Origin of the sequence: Rhizobium acidisoli (assembly GCF_002531755.2) — a bacterium.
Taxonomy (GTDB): Bacteria; Pseudomonadota; Alphaproteobacteria; order Rhizobiales; family Rhizobiaceae; genus Rhizobium; species Rhizobium acidisoli.
Genome location: NZ_CP034998.1, coordinates 2,922,271 through 2,942,952 on the forward strand (window position 1 = coordinate 2,922,271; position 20,682 = coordinate 2,942,952).

11 protein-coding genes and 1 pseudogene are annotated in these 20,682 nt (G+C 59.5%); 7 read left to right on the top strand and 5 right to left on the bottom strand.

Going from position 1 to position 20,682, the window contains the following annotated elements:
- Positions 1-89: 89 nt before the first annotated feature.
- From CO657_RS14480 to bglA, 4 genes and pseudogenes are all read right to left on the bottom strand, one after another.
- A complete protein-coding gene (locus CO657_RS14480) occupies positions 90-7,226 on the bottom strand; it encodes a M10 family metallopeptidase C-terminal domain-containing protein (RefSeq protein ID WP_128715558.1) in 7,137 nt (2,378 codons plus the stop codon).
- A 117-nt stretch (positions 7,227-7,343) separates the two neighbouring features.
- Positions 7,344-8,801 carry an HlyD family type I secretion periplasmic adaptor subunit gene (locus CO657_RS14485; RefSeq protein ID WP_054182765.1) on the bottom strand — a complete coding sequence of 486 codons (1,458 nt, stop codon included), beginning with the start codon at positions 8,799-8,801 and terminating at the stop codon, positions 7,344-7,346.
- Positions 8,798-10,943: pseudogene (locus CO657_RS14490) on the bottom strand (type I secretion system permease/ATPase). Before CO657_RS14490 ends, CO657_RS14485 begins: the two are co-directional and overlap by 4 nt.
- A gap of 276 nt (positions 10,944-11,219) precedes the next feature.
- A complete protein-coding gene (gene bglA / locus CO657_RS14495; protein WP_054182767.1) occupies positions 11,220-12,866 on the bottom strand; it encodes a beta-galactosidase BglA in 1,647 nt (548 codons plus the stop codon).
- A 282-nt stretch (positions 12,867-13,148) separates the two neighbouring features.
- On the opposite strand from bglA, the gene CO657_RS14500 reads away from it, so the two are divergent.
- From CO657_RS14500 to CO657_RS14530, 7 genes are all read left to right on the top strand, one after another.
- Positions 13,149-14,729, top strand: coding sequence for a peptide ABC transporter substrate-binding protein (locus tag CO657_RS14500; protein ID WP_003592969.1), 1,581 nt, complete (start codon positions 13,149-13,151; stop codon positions 14,727-14,729).
- A gap of 48 nt (positions 14,730-14,777) precedes the next feature.
- Positions 14,778-15,701: an ABC transporter permease subunit gene (locus CO657_RS14505; protein ID WP_054182768.1), complete on the top strand. Its 924-nt coding sequence runs from the start codon at positions 14,778-14,780 to the stop codon at positions 15,699-15,701.
- Positions 15,698-16,615, top strand: a complete 918-nt coding sequence (locus tag CO657_RS14510) for an ABC transporter permease (protein ID WP_003592967.1) — start codon at positions 15,698-15,700, stop codon at positions 16,613-16,615. Before CO657_RS14505 ends, CO657_RS14510 begins: the two co-directional genes overlap by 4 nt.
- Before the next feature lie 2 nt (positions 16,616-16,617).
- Positions 16,618-17,625, top strand: a complete 1,008-nt coding sequence (locus tag CO657_RS14515; RefSeq protein ID WP_054182769.1) for an ABC transporter ATP-binding protein — start codon at positions 16,618-16,620, stop codon at positions 17,623-17,625.
- On the top strand, positions 17,618-18,604 hold the full coding sequence (locus tag CO657_RS14520; protein WP_012558549.1) for an ABC transporter ATP-binding protein: 987 nt from the start codon (positions 17,618-17,620) through the stop codon (positions 18,602-18,604). The genes CO657_RS14515 and CO657_RS14520 overlap by 8 nt, the downstream gene beginning before the upstream one ends.
- Positions 18,605-18,738: 134 nt before the next feature.
- On the top strand, positions 18,739-19,080 hold the full coding sequence (locus CO657_RS14525; protein ID WP_003592964.1) for a hypothetical protein: 342 nt from the start codon (positions 18,739-18,741) through the stop codon (positions 19,078-19,080).
- Positions 19,081-19,223: 143 nt separating this feature from the next.
- Positions 19,224-20,144, top strand: a complete 921-nt coding sequence (locus tag CO657_RS14530) for a sugar kinase (protein ID WP_003592962.1) — start codon at positions 19,224-19,226, stop codon at positions 20,142-20,144.
- 86 nt (positions 20,145-20,230) lie between these two features.
- Here the strand turns inward: CO657_RS14530 and gstI are convergent, their stop codons facing one another.
- Positions 20,231-20,422, bottom strand: a complete 192-nt coding sequence (gene gstI, locus CO657_RS14535) for a glutamine synthetase translation inhibitor GstI (protein WP_003592961.1) — start codon at positions 20,420-20,422, stop codon at positions 20,231-20,233.
- Between the last annotated feature and the right edge of the window lie 260 nt (positions 20,423-20,682).

Consider the following 20,682-nt stretch of genomic DNA (forward strand, 5'->3'; position numbering starts at 1 on the left):
TCGAATCCTCGGAAAATTCCCCGCCAGCGCCAATCTTGGGATATCGTAACGACCGGCCCATCGGGGTCGGCCGCTTTGGCTTCGAGCGGTCACGCAAACTGGAAATCTGACGACTGCAGAGTCGACACAGCTACGTTCTTCAGCGTGATGGTGTTATCAGCATCCGCTGTGATGATCGTGTCACTGCCAGAATCGTTTGATGCGGCAAGAAGTGCCGCCCAATCAGCAAAAACGCTGACATCGATCTTGATCGTGTCATGCGTCATGCCGGTAGCCACGAAGTTTGTGATTGTATCGTGACCCCAGTTGGGCGAATAGACGAAGAAGTCAGCCGCTGCTCCACCGACGAGTATGTCATCACCTGCGCCACCTGTTAGCGTGTTAGAACCGCTACCGCCGACGATCACATTATCGAGCGCGTTGCCGGTCCCGGCGAAAGCCCCTGTGCCGGCAAAGCTCAGGTTCTCGACATTGTCGGCAAGCGTATAGCTCGCCAGGTTCGTGCGAACCGTGTCGGTCCCTGCATCGGCGGCTTCGGTGACGATGTCGCCGGCATTGTCGACGATATAGGTGTCGTTGCCCGCTCCGCCGATCAAGCTGTCAGCACCTGCCCCGCCATTCAGCGTGTCGTTGCCGGCGCCGCCGGTGATCGTGTTGGCGAGCGCATTGCCGGTGCCGGTGAAGCTGGCGGATCCCGTATAGGTCAGGTTCTCGACATTGTTGCCGAGCGTATAGCTTGCAAGCGCCGTCTGGACCGTGTCCGTCCCTTCGCTCACATTCTCGATCACGATGTCGCTCGCAATATCGACCACATAGGTGTCGTCGCCAATCCCGCCCAACATCGTGTCGGAGCCACCACCGCCGATCAAAGTGTCGTTGCCGCCAGCCCCCATAAGCTTGTCGGCAGCAACACCGCCCTTGAGGACGTTGTCGAGCGCATTGCCGCTGCCGGTAAAGGCCGCCGTGCCGGTCGATGTCAGGTTCTCGACATTGTTGCCGAGCGTGTAGGCGGCCAGATTCGTCTGCACCGTGTCGATACCCTCGTCGGCATTTTCGATGACGATATCACCGCCACCGATGACATAGGTATCGTTGCCGACACCGCCGGAAAGCGTGTCGACGCCTGCCCCACCGGTCAGGATGTTGTTCAGCGTATTGCCTGTCCCGGCAAAAGTTCCCGTACCGATATAGGTGAGGTTTTCGACATCGCTGCCAAGCGTATAGCTTGCCAGTGTCGTGCGAACCGTGTCGGTGCCCGCGCCGGTGTTCTCTGCGACGCTGTCGCCGGCATTGTCGACGATGTAGATGTCGTCCCCCAACCCACCGATCAAAGTATCCGTACCGGCCCCGCCGTTCAGCGTGTCGTTGCCGATACCGCCGGTGATCGTATTATCAAGTGCATTGCCGGTGCCGGTGAAGCTGGCGGACCCGGTATAGGTCAGGTTCTCGACATTGGCCAATGTGGCGATCGAGTAGGCTGCAAGCGCCGTGCGGATTTCGTCGGTGCCGGCGCTGTCCTTGATCACGTCGCTCGCACTGTCGACGATATAGATGTCGTCGCCGGCGCCGCCGTCCAGCGTGTCGTTGCCGGTGCCACCGTCAAGCGTGTCGTTGCCGACGCCGCCGGTAATCGTGTTGGAGAGCGCATTGCCGGTGCCGGTGAAGCTGGAAGAGCCCGTATAGAGCAGGCTCTCGACATTGTTGTCGAGCGTATAGCTTGAAAGCGCCGTTCTGATCAGATCGGTGCCTTGATTGGCGGCTTCGGTGACCACGTCGCCAACATCATCGACAATATAGGTGTCGTTGCCGGCGGCGCCGATCAGTATGTCGGCGCCGGCGCCCCCGTCCAGGGTGTCGGCACCTGCTCCGCCCTTGATCGTGTTGGCAAGGCTATTGCCGGTCCCGGCAAAGGCGATCGTGCCGGTATAGGTGAGGTTCTCGACATCGCTGCCAAGCGTATAGCTTGCCAGTGTCGTGCGAACCGTGTCGGTGCCCTCATCGGCAGCTTCGGTGACGAGGTCGCCGGCATTGTCGACGATGTAGGTGTCGTCGCCTTCACCACCGGTCAAGCTATCGGCGCCAACCCCGCCATCCAGCGTGTCGTTACCGGCGTCGCCGGAAAGCGTATCAATGGCAGCGCCACCCGTGATCAAATTATCGAGCGCGTTGCCGGTCCCGGCGAAAGCCCCTGTGCCGGCAAAGCTCAGGTTCTCGACATTGTCGGCAAGCGTATAGCTCGCCAGGTTCGTGCGAACCGTGTCGGTTCCCGCATCGGTGGCTTCGGTGACGATGTCACCGGCATTGTCGACGATATAGGTGTCGTTGCCCGCTCCGCCGATCAAGCTGTCCAAACCGGCCCCGCCATTCAGCGTGTCATTGCCAGCGCCGCCGGTGATCGTGTTGGCAAGCGCATTGCCGGTGCCGGTGAAGCTGGCGGATCCCGTATAGGTCAGGTTCTCGACATTGTTACCGAGCGTATAGCTTGCAAGCGCCGTCTGGACCGTGTCCGTCCCTTCGTTCGCGTTCTCGATCACCAGGTCGCTCGCGATATCGACCACATAGATGTCGTCGCCAATCCCGCCCAGCATCGTGTCGGAACCGGCCCCGCCGATCAAAGTGTCGTTGCCGCCAGCCCCCACGAGCTTGTCGGCAGCAACACCGCCCTTGAGGACGTTGTCGAGCGCATTGCCGGTGCCGGTAAATGCGGCCGTGCCGGTCGATGTCAGGTTCTCGACATTGCCCCCCAGCGTATAGGCGGCCAGATTCGTCTGCACCGTGTCGATACCTTCGTCGGCATTTTCGATGACGATATCACCGGCACCGATGACATAGGTATCGTTGCCGACACCGCCGGAAAGCGTGTCGACGCCTGCCCCACCGGTCAGGATGTTGTTCAGCGTATTGCCCGTCCCGGTAAAAGATCCCGTACCGATATAGGCAAGGTTCTCGACATCGCTGCCAAGCGTATAGCTTGCCAGTGTCGTGCGAACCGTGTCGGTCCCCGCGCCGGTGTTCTCTGCGACGCTGTCGCCGGCATTGTCGACGATGTAGATGTCGTCCCCCAACCCACCGATCAAAGTATCCGTACCGGCCCCGCCGTTCAGCGTGTCGTTGCCGATACCGCCGGTGATCGTATTATCAAGCGCATTGCCGGTGCCGGTGAAGTTGGCGGAACCCGTATAGGTCAGGTTCTCGACATTGACCAATGCGGCGATCGAGTAGGCTGCAAGCGCCGTGCGGATTTCGTCGGTGCCGGCGCTGTCCTTGATCACGTCGCTCGCACTGTCGACGATATAGATGTCGTCGCCGGCGCCGCCGTCAAGCGTGTCGTTGCCGACGCCGCCGTCAAGCGTGTCGTTGCCGGCGCCGCCGGTGATCGCGTTGACGAGCGCATTGCCGGTGCCGGTGAAGCTGGAAGAGCCCGTATAGAGCAGGCTCTCGACATTGTTGTCGAGCGTATAGCTTGAAAGCGCCGTCTTGATCAGATCGGTGCCTTGATTGGCGGCTTCGGTGACCACGTCGCCAACATCATCGACAATATAGGTGTCGTTGCCGGCTGCGCCGATCAAGCTGTCCGCACCGGCCTTTCCGTCCAAGGTGTCGGCACCTGCCCCACCCTTGATCGTATTGGCAAGGCTATTGCCGGTCCCGGCAAAGGCGATCGTGCCGGTATAGGTGAGGTTCTCGACATCGCTGCCAAGCGTATAGCTTGCCAGTGTCGTGCGAACCGTGTCGGTGCCCTCATCGGCAGCTTCGGTGACGAGGTCGCCGGCATTGTCGACGATGTAGGTGTCGTCGCCTTCACCACCGGTCAAGCTATCGGCGCCAACCCCGCCATCCAGCGTGTCGTTACCGGCGTCGCCGGAAAGCGTATCAATGGCAGCGCCACCCGTGATCACATTATCGAGCGCGTTGCCGGTCCCGGCGAAAGCCCCTGTGCCGGCAAAGCTCAGGTTCTCGACATTGTCGGCAAGCGTATAGCTCGCCAGGTTCGTGCGAACCGTGTCGGTTCCCGCATCGGTGGCTTCGGTGACGATGTCACCGGCATTGTCGACGATATAGGTGTCGTTGCCCGCTCCGCCGATCAAGCTGTCCAAACCGGCCCCGCCATTCAGCGTGTCATTGCCAGCGCCGCCGGTGATCGTGTTGGCAAGCGCATTGCCGGTGCCGGTGAAGCTGGCGGATCCCGTATAGGTCAGGTTCTCGACATTGTTGCCGAGCGTATAGCTGACAAGCGCCGTCTGGACCGTGTCCGTCCCTTCGTTCACATTCTCGATCACGATGTCGGTCGCAATATCGACCACATAGGTATCGTCGCCAATCCCACCCAACATCGTGTCGGAACCGGTCCCGCCGATCAGCGTGTCGTTGCCAGCACCCCCATTCAACGTGTCGTTGCCGGCGCCACCGTCAAGCGTGTCGTTGCCGGCGCCGCCGGTGATCGCGTTGACGAGCGCATTGCCGGTGCCGGTGAAGCTGGAAGAGCCCGTATAGAGCAGGTTCTCGACATTGTTGCCGAGCGTATAGCTTGAAAGCGCCGTCTTGATCAGATCGGTGCCTTGATTGGCGGCTTCGGTGACCACGTCGCCAACATCATCGACAATATAGGTGTCGTTGCCGGCTGCGCCGATCAAGCTGTCCGCACCGGCCTTTCCGTCCAGAGTGTCGGCACCTGCCCCACCCTTGATCGTATTGGCAAGGTCATTGCCGGTCCCGGCAAAGGCGACCGTGCCGGTATAGGTGAGGTTCTCGACATCGCTGCCAAGCGTATAGTTCGCCAGTGCCGTGCGAACCGTGTCGGTGCCCTCATCGGCGGCTTCGGTGACGAGGTCGCCGGCATTGTCGACGACGTAGATGTCGTCGCCTTCACCACCGGTCAAGCTGTCGGCGCCAGCCCCGCCATCCAGCGTGTCGTTGAAGGCGCCGCCTATGATCGTGTTATCAAGCACATTGCCGGTGCCGGTGAAGTTGGCGGACCCGGTATAGGTCAGCTTCTCGACATTTGCCAATGCGGCCATCGAGTAGGCTGCAAGCGCCGTGCGGATTTCGTCGGTGCCTCCGCTGACCAGTTCGGTGATCACGTCGCTCGCACTGTCGACCAGATAGATGTCGTTGCCAGCCCCCCCATTCAGCGTGTCGTTGCCGGCGCCGCCGTCAAGCGTATCGTTGCCGGCGCCGCCGGTGATCGTGTTGGCGAGGCCGTTTCCAGTCCCAGCAAAATTGCCGGTGCCGATGAACGTCAGGTTCTCGACATTGGCAATATTGGTCAAGGCATAGGAAGAAAGCGCCGTCCGGATCTGATCGGTTCCTTCATTCAGCCCTTCGGTGACCACGTCGGAAACATCGACAATATAGGTGTCGTTGCCGGCTGCGCCGATCAGTATGTCGGCTCCGGCGCCTCCGTCCAGGGTGTCGGCACCTGCCCCGCCCTTGATCGTGTTGGCAACGCCATTGCCTGTCCCGATAAAACTTCCCGTACCGATGTAGGTGAGGTTCTCGAAATTGCTGCCAAGCGTATAGCTTGCCAGTGTCGTGCGAACCGTGTCGGTCCCCGCGCCGGTGTTCTCGGCGACGCTGTCGCCGGCATTGTCGACGATATAGATGTCGTCGCCCACCCCACCGGTCAAGCTGTCGGCGCCAGCACCGCCATCCAGCGTGTCATTGCCGGCGCCGCCGGTGATCGTGTTGGCAAGCGCATTGCCGGTGCCGGTGAAGCTGGCCGATCCCGTATAGGTCAGAATCTCGACATTGTTGCTGAGCGTATAGCTTGAAAGCGCCGTCTGGACCGTGTCCGTCCCCTTGTTCGCACTCTCGATCACAACATCGAAATTATCGTCGACAACATAGAGGTCGTTGCCAGCACCGCCGATCAGCGTGTCATTGCCGGCGGCGCCGTCAAGCGTGTCATTGCCGGCACCGCCGGTGATCGTGTTGGCGAGGCTGTTTCCAGTCCCGCTAAAATCGCCGGTACCGATGAAGGTCAGGTTTTCGACATTGGCAATATTGGTCAAGGCATAGGAAGAAAGCGTCGTCCTGATCAGATCGGTCCCTTGGTTCAGCCCTTCGGTGACCACGTCGGCCAGAACATCGACAGTATAGGTGTCGTTGCCTACTCCGCCGATCAATGTGTCATTGCCGGAACCGCCGTTAAGGGAATCATTTCCGGCATTACCCCAGAGCGTATTGTCCGCCTCGTTTCCCACTATCGAATCGTTGCCGGAGCCGGCCTTAACGTTCTCAATCAACGATGCAACATTGTCGTGATAGAGAAGGGCGTTGAAAATGTTGCCGCGGGCATAACCATTATTCGGACCTCCTCCCAGGTCGGCTAACTGGCCTTGGGAAAAGACTGAGTACCCCCCTGCTCGCAAGTCGATCTTGAGGCCGGTCGTATAAGCGCTCAGATCATAGGTATCGATACCGCCGCCGTCCCAGATTGTCGCAAAGATGCGGTTGGCAGCGGGCGTGATGGCTGCCACCCCATTGACGTAGGTGATGCCCTGGTTGGGATTCCACTTGTAGACGGTATCGCCACTGTTCGTCGTATAGTCCGCACCATACATTTCCTGCAGGGCGGCGATGTCGAGCATCATGAAGGTCTGCGGCGCCCCGTCATGTTCATACTCGTACCCGTCCCCATTATCTCCGACATAGGTGCGGTAGGTCATGATCGTATATTCGAGCGAGTCGTAGGCGCTCGGAACGACCGTCATATTGGGGTAACGCCCTTCTTGAGCATGTTTCAGTCCGAGAGCATGACCCAACTCGTGCGCCAACGTCTGGCCCGCATAGTTGCCGAACCGCGGATAGCGATAATCATCTTCGGTGCCAGCATATCCCGTCCCGAACCAGACATCGCCGGCCGCCTCGTCGACATCTGGAGTGTAGGCCCATGCCGTGTCAGGCAGAGACGATTGAGCGAAGCGCACCGTTGCGGTACCCGCGCTTCCGGCCTCGAAGTTGGCGTTCGTGAACCCTTCGACCGAGAAGCCGTCATTTGCCGTATTTCCATAGGACTGCTCCATAAAGAACAAGGCCAGAGACTGCTGCTGCGACGAAATTGGAGAGAAAGAATAGTATTTTTCGTAGCCATAGTCATACGATGCCGAGGTGGTGGGAAACGCATAGGTTATCGTTCCGTCCCAAGCAGTGCCGCTGAAGAGCCCGTCTACCTTCTGATCGCCAGTCGAGGTGACGCTCTTCGTCGGAGTAATAAGGTCCGTCATAAAATCCCCGTTTGCCTATTCTATTCGGCCGCGCCTAATGACAGCTTCCCTCTGCTCCATAAACGGGGAAACTTCAACCAAAAGCTTCATTTTTATTCAGTAAAATCGGCGGAGTCGTTAACGCTCGTGAAGCGCTTCCTCCGCGACTTCGACCAAAGGCGAGAAAACGTATTCCAGAATTCTGCGCTCGCCCGTTCGAACCTCCGCGATTGCTGCCATGCCCGCACTTAACTTGACGTCACGGCCATCTGCTGAAATCTGATCGACCTCCAGACTCAAAGTGACTGGAAAAACGAGGTTCTGCATCCTCTCGGCGCCGCCGAATGGTGCCTGCGCCTGTCTTGTCGCAGGATCGCCTTCACGGCGTGCGGCATCGGGTTCGGGGATCGCATCTGCCGCGATTTTGGTGACGTGGGCCGCGATCGTTCCGTAGCGGGTAAAGGGAAAAGCTTCGAGCTTTACGACAGCCTCTTGCCCGACCTTGATGAAGCCGATGTCCTTGTTTAGAGCGTAAACTTCGAGCTCCAGCGTACTACCCTCGGGAACGACACGCATAACGTCCTGCCCGACCGTCACCACTTGACCGACGCTGGTAATCGAGGACGCTTGCACCGTGCCGTCTATCGGACTGCGCAATGTCATCTGCTCACGAAAATTTCTCGCTTTCGCCAGCCGCTGCTCCAGCTCTTCGACCCGACGTTCCGCATCGCCGAGCCGAACGAGCTGATCGCTCAGGAACGTCCGTGTGACCTTGTCTTTTTCCCTCGTAAAGACCTCGATGCCCGCTGCGGCATCTGCGAGCTGGCCCTCCTGCATGGCAAGCTGCGTCGCCTGCTCCTTCAAGGTTTGGGTCGCATCGATCACGCTCGCCATCGTTCCGGCCTCTTTCGAAGCCAGCATATTGCGCATCGTCACTCGCTCTTTCAGAGTTTCCACCAGAGAGTTCTGCGCGGCGACCGTCACCGTCAGGCGGTCGCGCTCCACCTCCTTCTGGTGCTTCTGAGCATCAAGCGAGGCAACTGCAGCCTGGCGCTGTTCAAGATCGCCCCGGAGGATGCCCTCTTCACGGCGGCGCAATTCATCGGGCACGCTTGCATCCCATGAGATCGTTGGCAGCGTCTGGTTCATCTCCTGTGAACGAACATAGTCCACAGCAGTTTTTCGGCGCCGGACCTCGGCGCTGACGGACGCCAGGCCCTTTACCGCATCCGTCTCATCGGCAATGGCATCCGTCGGATCAAGCTCAAGGAGGATATCGCCCCTTTCGACGCGCGCGCCATTTGGCGGCGGAAGCGCCTTCACCTTCCCTGTTAGCAATGGCTGAACAACCTTGACCCGGCCGGTCGGCTGAATCTTGCCTTGCGCGGCCGCGATGATGTCGATGTGACCGATATAGGACCAGATTAAAGCTGTTGTGACGAAGGCGCAAATAATCAAGATCAAGGCCAAGCGCACCGGCGAAGCGGGCGTCTCCAGGATTTCGATTGCCGGCGCCAGAAACTCATGATCGGATCGCTTTTGCGGGCGCAGCGGAAGGCCGGCATATCGAACAGCTTGGGCAGACGCGCTTTTCATGCGACGCCCCTATCATTCTGCAAAGCCCAGAGCCGCGCATAGAGCCCATCGGGGCGCTTAAGCAGATCGTCATGGCTTCCAACTTCCGCTATGCGGCCGTCAGCCATGCCGATGATCCGATTGCACGGCCGCACAGCTGCGAGCCGATGCGCGATGATAATAACCGTTCGGCCAGCGGCGATCTGGTGCATATTGGTCTGCACAACGCGTTCGCTTTCATAGTCGAGGGCGCTGGTCGCCTCATCGAAAATCAGGATCCGGGGGCTGGTGGCAAGGGCGCGGGCAATGGCGATTCTCTGACGCTGGCCACCGGAGAGGTTCGCGCCGCGCTCTTCGATCATCGTGTCGTAGCCTTGCGGCAATCGCAGAATGAACTCATCGGCGCCGGCGAGCTTGGCGACCGCAATAACCTGCGCGCGGCTCATCGCCGGATTTGAGAAGGCGATATTCTCATGAATCGTCCGGTTGAACAGCAAGTTCTCTTGAAGAACGACTCCGATATGACTTCGAAGCCAAGCGGGATCGAGTTGTGATAGATCCATGCCGTCGAGAAGGACCTGCCCCTCTTCGGGGATATAGAGACGCTGAACCAGTTTGGCGATCGTAGACTTTCCGGAGCCTGATGCGCCGACGATGCCGATAACCTCTCCGGATTTGATTTCAATCGATACGTTTTTCAAAACCTCCGAGGAACCGGGCCGATAACGGAAGGTGACATTTCGAAGTTCAATATTCCCCCTTGGCGCAGGCAACGACAAACGGGAGCCTGGCTGGCGCTCCATCGGCGTGTTCAGAATGTCACCGAGCCTGTCGATCGAGATCTGCACCTGCTGGAAATCTTGCCAAAGTTGAGACAACCTCAAAACCGGCTGCGTGACTTGTCCGGCGATCATGTTGAAGGCGACAAGTGAGCCAACGGAAAGCTCCCCGTCGATAACGGCTTTCGCACCGAAAAGAAGAAGGGCCGCCGTGGCAAGCTTGCTTACATATTGAATGGCGTTTTGTCCGCCGACGCCGAGCAGTGTCGTATCGAAAGCCGTTCGCACGTAGGCTGCGAGCTTCTCCTCCCACTGCGCCTGCATCACCGGCTCCACCGCCGCGGACTTAACCGTGTGAACACCGACGATCGCCTCGACCAGGAACTGCTGGCTGGCCGCCCCCGATTGAACTTCTCTTTGACGAGTTCGCGCAGCGGCGGTCGAACCACGATTCCGATCAGGATGTAGATCGGGATGGCGGCAATGACGATCAGCGTCAAGCTCCAGGAATAAGCGAAAAGAACCGCGATGAACACAAAAGTGAAAACGACATCGAGCGCTGAGAATAGTCCTTGCCCTGTCAGAAATGCGCGGATCGTTTCAAGTTCTCGAACGCGGGCGACAGTCTGGCCGGCGGATCGCGTTTCGAAGTAGCCTAGCGGCAGCCGCAGCAGATGGTGGAACAATCGCTGACCGAGTTCAACATCGATCCGGTTGGTCGTATGAGCCAAGGCGTAGGCTCTCAGATACTGGAGCAGCACATCGAAGAAGCCAATAATCGCGATACCGGCGACAAGCACGAACAGGGTCGAATAAGCTTTGTGAGTCAGGACCTTGTCGACCACGACCTGAAAGAACAAAGGTGTGATAAGCGCAAAGATCTGCACAAATAGCGATGCAAGCAGTACGTGAGCAAGCGGCTTTCGATAGCGCCAGATCGACGGCAGAAACCACTTGAAGCCGAATTCTCGCGGATCGGACCCTTCGCCTCTTATGCGCCGGCCGACGAGAATAACACGCGAGCCGATTTCGGCGACGATATCTGACGGGGCTATTTCCCGATCGACGCGCGTTACTGGATCGACGAGCCTATACTTTCCGGATGGGTTCAGCCCCCGAGCACTTGAAAGGAGCCGTTGGCCACTTTGACGATTGCGGGAACCGGCATGGATCGAAGGCGGTGCTCGGTGACCTTCTCCACAAGACGCGCCTTCAGGCCGATGATCTTGGCTGCTCGCTGAATGTCGATCGCTTCGGATGTACGCCCCTTCAACGCCAGGTCGTGCTGGAGCTGGACCGGATCGGCGGCAATACGGTAGAATGCGGCGATACCGCAAAGCGCACGAAGACCGGAGTCGTAATGCTGCGGAACGGCACCGTCCATGTACGAAGTCATTCTCCCTGAAGCTGCAGATTGGCGCGCTGACGGCGGCGAACCGTTCACTTTCGCCATTTGCTCACGATGTAGCTCACTGAGCGTTACAACGCCATGGAGAAATTAACACTCGCAATATTTCGGGATGGTTGTCACTGAGAAAGCACGAAAGACGGCTAACAAACGATTTTCTTCTGACGACTATTCATCCTAAGAGCCTCGTTTAATAGCTAGATTTATAAGTGCCTGCATGCCACCGAAACCGACAAACTGCGGAAATGATCCTCAAAGCCGCGCGCAGAACCCGTCCAGCGCCGCAAGCTTCACCAGCCCCGAAGCCGACACCGCTTCAAAGCCCGGCATCTCGAGCGGTTCGCCCAGCACGATGCCTTCAGGCAGACGGAATTCCGCCGGTTTGCGCGTCAGGTTGAAAACGAAGAGCAGTTTTCCCCCGTCCTTTTCCCGGGTGAAGACGAGCAGATCCTGATTGGTGGCGATGAAGGTCATTTCGCCGTCGACTAGCGCCGCATGGCTCTTCCGGAATGCGAGCGTCTTGCGATAGTGATGCAGCACCGAGCTGTCGCTTCCCTCCTGCGTATCCACGGAAAGTGCCGCCTGCTCGTAAGGCACCGGTAGCCAGCTCTTTTCGGCTGAAGTAAAGCCCGCATGTGCCTTGCCCGCCTCCCAGGGCATCGGCGTGCGGCATCCGTCGCGGCCTTTGAAGGCCGGCCAGAAGCGGATGCCGTAAGGGTCGCGCAGATCTTCGAAGGCAAGCTCTGCCTCCGGCAGCCCGAGCTCCTCGCCCTGATAGAGGCAGATCGAACCGCGCAGCGCCGACAGCACCGAGATCGCCAGTTTGGCGATGACGGGCCGCTCTTCCTCCGTCACCGCAAAACGGCTGACATGGCGCATGACGTCGTGGTTTGAAAAAGCCCAACAGACCCAGCCATCGGTCACGGATTTTTGGAAAGCTTCGACGCAGCCGCGAATATGCTCGGCGGTAAAATCCGATCCCAGCAGGTCGAAGGTGTAGCACATGTGCAGCTTGTCGCCGCCGCTCGTATAGGCAGCCACCGTCTTCAGTGAACGCGCGCCGTCGCCGACCTCGCCGACGGTGGTACGATCCTGATATTGGTCGAGCAGCACCCGGAAGCGTTTGAGGAAATCGACGTTTTCCGGCTGCGTCTTGTCATAGAGATGATTCTGCATGCCATAGGGATTGCTGTCGGGCGCATCGAGGCCTGCATCATCCTCATCGGGCTCGTGCGGCGGATTGCTTCTGAGCTGCTTGTCGCAGAAATAATAGTTGACGGTATCCAGCCGGAAGCCGTCGACGCCGCGGTCGAGCCAGAATTTCACCGTCTCCAGCACCGCATCCTGCACTTCCCTGCTGTGGAAATTCAGGTCCGGCTGCGAGGTCAGGAAATTGTGCTGGTAATATTGCCGGCGCACGCCGTCCCACTCCCAGCCCGGCCCGCCGAAAATCGACAGCCAATTGTTCGGCGCCGTGCCATCCGGCTTCGGATCGGCCCAGACATACCAGTCCGCCTTCGCATTGGTCCGGCTCGTCCGGCTCTCGACGAACCAGGGGTGCCGGTCCGATGTGTGCGAGATCACCTGGTCGATGACGACCTTGATGCCGAGCCTGTGCGCCTCCGCCATCATCTCGTCGAAATCGGCGAGCGTGCCGAAGATCGGGTCGACGTCGCAATAATCGGAAACATCATACCCCATGTCGGCCATCGGCGACTTGAAGAAGGGCGAAAGCCAGATCGCGTCGACACCGAGACTAGCGATATGCGGCAGGCGGCGGGTAATCCCCTTGAGGTCGCCAAGCCCGTCGCTGTTGGTGTCCTGAAACGAGCGCGGATAGACCTGGTAGATCACCGCGCCGCGCCACCAGTCCGCATTCCCGCCTGCCTTCAATGCCATCGGCCATATCTCCTGCCTCGTTAGCGCTCGCCACACTAAAGCGGACGAAACAAAAGACAACATGTGAGACTGTCATGAAGGTGCTGGAATGTCGCAAAGTGTCATCGCGATCCAACAAAGGGGAGCGTATATAGGCTTGTCCACAACCCGTTTCCAGCCTCCGGATTTGGGGTTGCAACGCGATTCCTTTGCGATAAGGTGCGCACTGACCTGCACGTAAGAGGTCAAATCTCGGGAACAGATGTCTAATAAAGGCGCAAAGCCTAGAAAGGTGGACCCACCATGAACCAGTTCACGAAAAAATTTCTCGCCTCCGCAATGTTTGGCACATTGCTGGCGTTTTCGGCGCATGCGGCCACGCTGAATATTCACAATGGCGGCGACCCGCAATCGCTCGATCCGCAGAAGCTGTCCGGCGATTGGGAGAATCGTATCGCCGGCGACATTTTCGAAGGCTTGGTCACGGAAGACGCCAAGGACAATCCGGTCCCCGGCCAGGCCGAAAGCTGGACGATTTCACCTGATGGCAAGGTTTACACCTTCAAGCTTCGCGACGGCATCAAATGGTCCGATGGCCAGCCGGTAACGGCAGGAGACTTCGTCTTCGCCTTCCAGCGCCTCGTCGACCCGAAGAACGCCGCCGACTATGCCTATCTGCAGTTCACCATCAAAAATGCCGAAAAGATCAACAAGGGTGAGATTACCGATCTCAATCAGCTCGGCGTCAAGGCAATCGACGACAAGACGCTTGAAATCACCCTCGAAAACCCGACCCCCTATTTCCTCAACGCTCTGATGCACTACACCGCCTATCCGCTGCCCAAGCACGTGGTCGAGGCGAAGGGCCAGGATTGGGTCAAGATCGGCAATATCGTCACCAACGGACCTTACAAGCCGGTCGAGTGGGTTCCGGGCTCGCATGTCACCACGGTCAAAAACGACCAGTGGTACGGCACCAAGGACCTGAAGATCGACGGTGCCAAGTTCTTCGTGCTCGAGGATCAGGAAGCGGCACTGAAACGTTACCGCGCCGGCGAATTCGATATCCTCACCGATTTCCCCACCGACCAGTATGAGTGGATGAAGAAGAACCTGCCGGGCCAGGCACATGTCGCTCCCTTCTCTGGCCTCTATTACTACGTCATCAATTCGACCAAGCCGCCCTTCGCCGACAAGCGCGTGCGCCAGGCTCTCTCCATGGCGATCAACCGCGAAGTCATCGGCCCGCAGATTCTCGGCACCGGCGAACTGCCGGCCTATTCCTGGGTCCCGCCAGGCACGGCAAACTACGGCGAACCGGCCTACGTCTCCTGGAAGGATCTTCCCTACAAGGACAAGGTCGAAGAAGCCAAGAAGCTGCTGAAGGAAGCCGGTTTCGGTCCGGATCATCCGCTGACAGCCGAGCTCAAATACAACACCAACGACAATCACAAGCGCATCGCCGTGGCGATCGCCTCGATGTGGAAGCCGCTTGGCGTCAATGTCGAACTCGTCAATGCCGAGACCAAGGTCCATTATGACCAGTTGCAGCGCGGCGAAGTGCAGATCGGCCGCGCCGGCTGGCTGGCAGACTACAACGATCCAGACAACTTCCTGAACCTCCTGGTCACAGGCGTTCAGATGAATTACGGCCGCTGGTCCAATCCTGACTACGACAAGATGATCAAGGACGGCAACGCCGAGACCGATCTCGCCAAGCGCGCCGCAATCTTCAAGAAAGCCGAACAGCTGGCGCTGGATGATTCCGCCGCCCTGCCGATCTACTATTATGTTTCGAAGAACGTCGTCTCACCGAAGATCGAAGGCTTCGTCGATAACATCCAGGACATCCACCGCACCCGCTGGCTGTCGATGAAAGAGTAAGGGAAAACGGTCCTTGCCGCGCTCCGCGGCAAGGACCGGCCCACGACCATGATCAAATACGCCCTCCGTCGTTTGCTATCGACGATCCCGGTTCTGTGGATCGCCGTCACAGCCTGTTTTTTCGTTTTGCGCCTTGCCCCCGGCGGCCCTTTCGATGGCGAAAGGCCATTGCCGCCGGTGATCCTGAAAAACCTTGCCGTCCACTACAATCTCGATAAGCCGCTGATCCAGCAGTATCTGATCTATGTCGGCGACCTGCTGCGGGGCGATCTCGGCCCCTCCTTTGCGAGTGAGGATTTCACCGTCGCCCAGCAGATCATGATCGGCCTGCCATACACCTTCACCATCGGCACGGCTGCCTTTCTGATTGCCATCATCGTCGGCGTGGCCGTCGGCTGTCTTGGGGCGCTCTACCAGAACAAGGCCCCGGATTACATTCTGGGCGCCCTCATTCTGGTGGGCGTCGTGCTGCCGAATTTCCTGATCGCGCCGATCCTCCAGCTTATCTTCGGCATCCATCTCGCCTGGTTTCCGGTCGGCGGTTGGGGCGACGGGTCGATCAAATACCTGATCCTGCCGATCGTTGTTCTGTCCCTGCCGCATGCAGGCCGCATCTCGCGCATCACCCGCGGCTCGATGATCGAGGTGATGAACCAGAACTTCATCCGCACGGCGAAGGCCAAGGGCATCGGCCCGCGACTGTCGGTGATGCGCCATGCGCTGAAGCCGGCGCTGATGCCGGTTGTCTCCTATTTGGGTCCAGCGGCAAGCTACCTTCTCACCGGCTCGCTGGTCGTCGAAAGCATCTTCGGATTGCCCGGCATCGGCCGCTACTTCGTCAACGCAGCGCTGAACCGCGACTACGGCATGGTTCTCGGTACGGTCATTTTCTACATGGTGTTGATCGTGTTCCTGAACCTTCTGGTCGATATCGCCTATGCCTGGCTGGATCCGAAAGTGAGAAACCGATGATCCTCAACCCCGCAAAACGCGAACTTCTCGCCCAGGAGCTTCTGGAGGCGGAAGGCCTTGCACCTGAAGGCCGCTCGCTCACCAGGGATGCGCTGCGCCGGCTCGGGCGCAACAAGGCGGCCGTGCTGTCGATCGTCGTCCTGGCACTGCTGATCCTGGCTGCTTTCCTCGGCCCCTGGTTCATTCCCTTCAATTACGAGGATCCGGACTGGGCCGCCTTCCGCATCCCGCCCTCGATCGAGACCGGCCATTATTTCGGCACCGACCCGAACGGCCGCGACCTTCTCGCCCGCGTGCTTTACGGCACCCGCATCTCGCTTGCCGTAGCACTGACGGCGACCGTCGTCTCGGTCGTCATCGGCGTGCTCTACGGTGCGATATCCGGCTATATCGGCGGCAGGCTCGACGCAATCATGATGCGCTTCGTCGATATCATGTATGCGCTTCCCTACATCCTCTTCGTCATCCTGCTGATGGTGATCTTCGGCCGCAACGTCTATCTGCTCTTTGCCGCCATCGGCGCGCTGGAGTGGCTGACCATGGCCCGTATCGTGCGTGGCCAGACGCTGTCGATCAAGCATCGCGAATTCATCGAGGCCGCCCGAGCCTCCGGGCAGCGGCCGTTCAAGATCATCGTCAAACACATCATTCCGAATCTCGTCGGTCCGGTGGTCATCTTCGCAGCACTGACCGTGCCCGAAATCATCGCCACCGAAAGCTTCCTGTCCTATCTCGGTTTCGGCGTCCAGGAACCGCTGACCTCGCTCGGCACGCTGATCGCCGAAGGGACCGATGCCATGGAAAGCATGCCCTGGCTGCTGATTTTCCCGGCGAGCTTCCTCGTGGCCCTGCTGCTCAGTCTGCTCTTCATCGGCGACGGCCTGCGCGACGCGTTCGACCCGAAGGATCGCTAAGAATGCCCTACGAAACACAAAAAGACGTCCTCCTCGAACTCAAGGACTATTCGATCACCTTCAAAACGCCGGATGGCGAAGTGAAGGCGGTCTCGAACATGAACCTCACCGTCCGGCGCGGCGAGCGCGTTGCCATTGTCGGCGAATCCGGTTCGGGTAAGAGCCAGACCTTCCTCGGCATCATGGGCCTGCTCGCCAAGAACGGCAGAACGACCGGACAGGCGCTGCTTGAAGGCAGGGATGTGCTATCGCTAAAACCGCGCGAGCTCGACCAGATCCGCGGCAAGGACATGGCGATGGTATTCCAGGACCCGATGACCGCCTTGAATCCCTCGCTGAAGATTTCACGGCAGTTGACCGAACAGCTCGAGGTTCATCGCGGCCTGACGGCACGCGCAGCATCGGACGCTGCCCTCGACATGCTGAAACGCGTCGGCATCCCCGACCCGACGCGGCGCTTCCACCTCTATCCGCATGAACTCTCAGGCGGCATGCGCCAGCGCATCGTCATCGCCATGGCGCTGCTCACCAAACCGAAGCTGCTCATCGCCGACGAGCCGACGACGGCGCTGGACGTCACCATCCAGGCGCAGATCCTCGATCTCTTCAACGACCTGACGGCGGAGATGAACACGGCGCTGATCATGATCACCCACGATCTCGGCGTCGTCGCCGGCCTCGCCGACCGCGTCGCCGTCATGTATGCCGGCCGCATCGTCGAGGAGGCGCCCGTCGACGAGCTTTTCGACAATCCGGCCCATCCCTATACAGCGGCGCTGCATGCCTCGATCCCGCGCCCGGATCAGGATGTCGACGAGCTCGTCGTCATCCCCGGGCGCCCGCCGAACCTGCAGCACCTGCCGAAGGGCTGCAATTTCTCGCCGCGCTGTTCGCAGGTCCAGGACGATTGCATCGACCGTCCGCCGCCGCTCGAAACACTCGCGCCGCACCACTGCGCCGCCTGCTATCATCCGTTCCCACGTCGTGAGGAGTTGCTGAATCATGGCTGACCGATCGCTTCTAAGGGTCGAGAACCTGACGACCCAGTTCGAATTGCCGGCAAAGGGCTTGTTCAAGCCGCCGATTTTCCTCACCGCCGTCAACAATGTCAGCTTCGATCTCGCCGAGGGTCGGACCCTCGGCGTCGTCGGCGAATCCGGCTGCGGCAAGTCGACGCTCGGCCGCTCCATCCTGCGGCTCTTGAAATCGCAGAAGGGCCGCATCCTCTGGCAGGGCCGCAATCTTCTCGACCTCTCGGAAGAGGAAATGCGCGCCGCCCGCCGCGACATGCAGATCATCTTCCAGGATCCGATCGCCTCGCTTGACCCGCGCATGACCGTTGGAGACATCATCGCCGAACCGCTCACCGTTTTCGAGCCGAAGCTTTCGAAGGCCGAGCGCACCGAACGTGTCCGCGAAATCATGACCGCCGTCGGGCTGGTGCCGGAGATGATCAACCGCTACCCCCACGAATTTTCCGGCGGCCAGGCCCAGCGTATCGGCATTGCCCGCGCCGTCGTCACCAAACCGAAGCTGATCATCTGCGACGAGCCGGTTTCGGCACTCGACGTCTCGATCCAGGGTCAGGTGATTACGCTTCTGCGTAAACTGCGCAAGGAATTCGGCCTGACGCTGATCTTCATCAGCCACGACCTTTCCGTCGTCCGCCTGATCTCCGACGATGTGCTGGTGCTTTATCTCGGCAGAGTGGTAGAGGCGGGCGACTGCGCCACCGTCTTCGACCATCCGGCCCATCCCTATACGCAGGCGCTCTTTTCCGCAGCACCGATCCCGGATCCGAAGCTCGCGCGCCTGCGCACCCGCATCCGCCTGCAGGGCGATCCGCCCTCGCCGCTCAATCCGCCGAAAGGCTGTGTCTTCTCGCCGCGCTGCTGGAAGGCGACCGATATCTGTCGCACCGAAATGCCGCCGACCGAGGAGGTCCGTCCCGGCCAGAAGGCAGCGTGCTATCATATGGACAGGCCATGAGCGACGACGCAATATCAGGATGAAGCGCGTGGAAAAGCGGACTTATTTTGGGTTCTAAAGTCCCCGATAAGAAAGATTTATCTGAGCGCATGCTAACGCTTTCCCGCCCAATCACGGGTTAGGGGAACGCATATATGAAATCGAGACTATCGGGATTGATCGCAGTTGCATCTGCGATCATCGCTGCCTCCGCCATTTCGGCACAGGCCGAAGATCTGAAGTTCAAGCTCACCAACGGCACCGACTCCGTCCTGACGCGCTTCTACAGCTCGCCCACGGGTGTCGCCAACTGGGAAGAAGACGTCTTCGGCGAAGACGTTCTCGATCCGGGCGAAAGCATCGACATCACCATCGCCGATGGCCGCACCGTCTGCAAATACGATATGCGCTTCGAGTTCGAGGAAGGCTCAAACCTCGCGACCACCGAAGATACGCAGGATCTTTGCCAGATGGGCAGCTACACCATCCACGAATAAGCAGCCTTCGCCGATGCCCGCCCTCGCCTCGTCCGCGAAGGCGGGCTTTTTACCTCCTGCGATATCGGCATCCACGATATCAACGCTTGTCACTCCGTCTGGCTCCGCGTATCAGCGATGAAGAGCAGTGCCGGGAGGACAAGGTGAGCAGACGGTTTCTATCGATCGGTGAATGCATGGTGGAACTCTCGCAGGCAGGCGACGGCCTGCTGCGCAAAGGTTTCGCCGGCGATACGTTCAACACCGCCTGGTATGCCCGCGCCTGCCTTGGCCCCGACTGGTCGGTCGACTATTTCACGGCGCTTGGCGATGACGCCATGTCGGATGAGATGGTGGCCTTCATCGACAAGGCGGGCATCGGCACGAGCCTCATCCGCCGCATCAGGGGCAAAACGCCCGGCCTTTACATGATCAATCTGAAGAACGGCGAGCGCTCCTTCAGCTACTGGCGCGACAGCTCGGCTGCCCGCAGCCTGGCCGCCGATCCCGACAGCCTGCGCGAGGCGGTGGAGAGCGCTGACCTCGTCTATTTCTCCGGCATCACCCTTGCCATCCTGCCGCAGGAGGACGCCGCAACGCTGCTCGCCGAAATCCGCCGCGCCAAGGCCGCCGGCAAGCTCGTCGTGTTCGACCCGAACATCCGCCCTCGCCTGTGGTCGAGCTATGACATCATGCACGCGACGATCAGCGAGGGCGCACGCTCCTCCGTCCTCGTCATGCCGAGCTTCGACGACGAAGCCGCCCATTTCGGCGACGATTCCATTGAAGCGACGGTCCACCGCTATCGCGCGCTGGGCGCTGTCCATATCGTCGTGAAGAATGGCGCGGCCGGGGTGAGGCTGAATTTCGCCGGCGAAGAGAGCTTCGTTCCGGCCGAGAAGGTCGAGCAAGTGGTCGATACCACCAGCGCCGGGGACAGTTTCAACGGCGCCTTCCTTGCGCACTATCTGGAAACAGCGGATGCAACCGCCGCCGCCCGCTTCGCCGCAGGCGTCGCAGCCCGTGTCGTCAGCGAACACGGCGCATTGGTGGCAAAGGAAAAACTCGGATTGGACGGCGGCTAAGCCCGCGCATGACAATTCGGTACGCGTGCCATGTACGAGCGCTCCCTGCCTTGTCGGCATTCTAAACCGTTAAATGGGGTGAGGCATCAGGACTTCGTCGGCCGATCGGTCTCGCGAACCGCCTCGTCATGGTACCAGCAGCTGTCGAGTGCCGCGTCGCAAATATCGGCGGCCTCGCGTTCCATCAGCCGGGCGCGTTCGAACCGGCTGGCGGCCCGCGGCGGCTTGACGGGAAACTGATAGACCGTCGCGGATTCACGATGGAAACCGGTGGGCATGAAATCGCCTCCATTCAGTTCGGCGCATCGACATTCTAAGCCGCGACCATAACACGATGCACATAGTTTATGCAAATTGCACATATTATATGCATATCCACATTATGATTGATCGATATGCTGTCTATGCCGAGAGCGCCCGCCTATTTGTTCAACACTTCATCACTCCGGGCTAACGCTGAAATTTTCATCCGGTTCCGAAGGGGAAAACCGGTTTCGTGCTGATGATACGGCCTTCCGCCGTCAAAACGGGGTGGTTT

What these genes read in the sequence shown, in the direction of transcription:
- CO657_RS14525 (WP_003592964.1), top strand. Translation starts at nt 18,739, where the DNA reads ATGAAATCGAGACTATCGGGATTGATCGCAGTTGCATCTGCGATCATC.
- CO657_RS14500 (WP_003592969.1), top strand. Translation starts at nt 13,149, where the DNA reads ATGAACCAGTTCACGAAAAAATTTCTCGCCTCCGCAATGTTTGGCACA.
- gstI (WP_003592961.1), bottom strand. Translation starts at nt 20,422, where the DNA reads ATGCCCACCGGTTTCCATCGTGAATCCGCGACGGTCTATCAGTTTCCC.
- CO657_RS14510 (WP_003592967.1), top strand. Translation starts at nt 15,698, where the DNA reads ATGATCCTCAACCCCGCAAAACGCGAACTTCTCGCCCAGGAGCTTCTG.
- CO657_RS14480 (WP_128715558.1), bottom strand. Translation starts at nt 7,226, where the DNA reads ATGACGGACCTTATTACTCCGACGAAGAGCGTCACCTCGACTGGCGAT.
- CO657_RS14515 (WP_054182769.1), top strand. Translation starts at nt 16,618, where the DNA reads ATGCCCTACGAAACACAAAAAGACGTCCTCCTCGAACTCAAGGACTAT.
- bglA (WP_054182767.1), bottom strand. Translation starts at nt 12,866, where the DNA reads ATGGCATTGAAGGCAGGCGGGAATGCGGACTGGTGGCGCGGCGCGGTG.
- CO657_RS14485 (WP_054182765.1), bottom strand. Translation starts at nt 8,801, where the DNA reads ATGAAAAGCGCGTCTGCCCAAGCTGTTCGATATGCCGGCCTTCCGCTG.
- CO657_RS14520 (WP_012558549.1), top strand. Translation starts at nt 17,618, where the DNA reads ATGGCTGACCGATCGCTTCTAAGGGTCGAGAACCTGACGACCCAGTTC.
- CO657_RS14505 (WP_054182768.1), top strand. Translation starts at nt 14,778, where the DNA reads ATGATCAAATACGCCCTCCGTCGTTTGCTATCGACGATCCCGGTTCTG.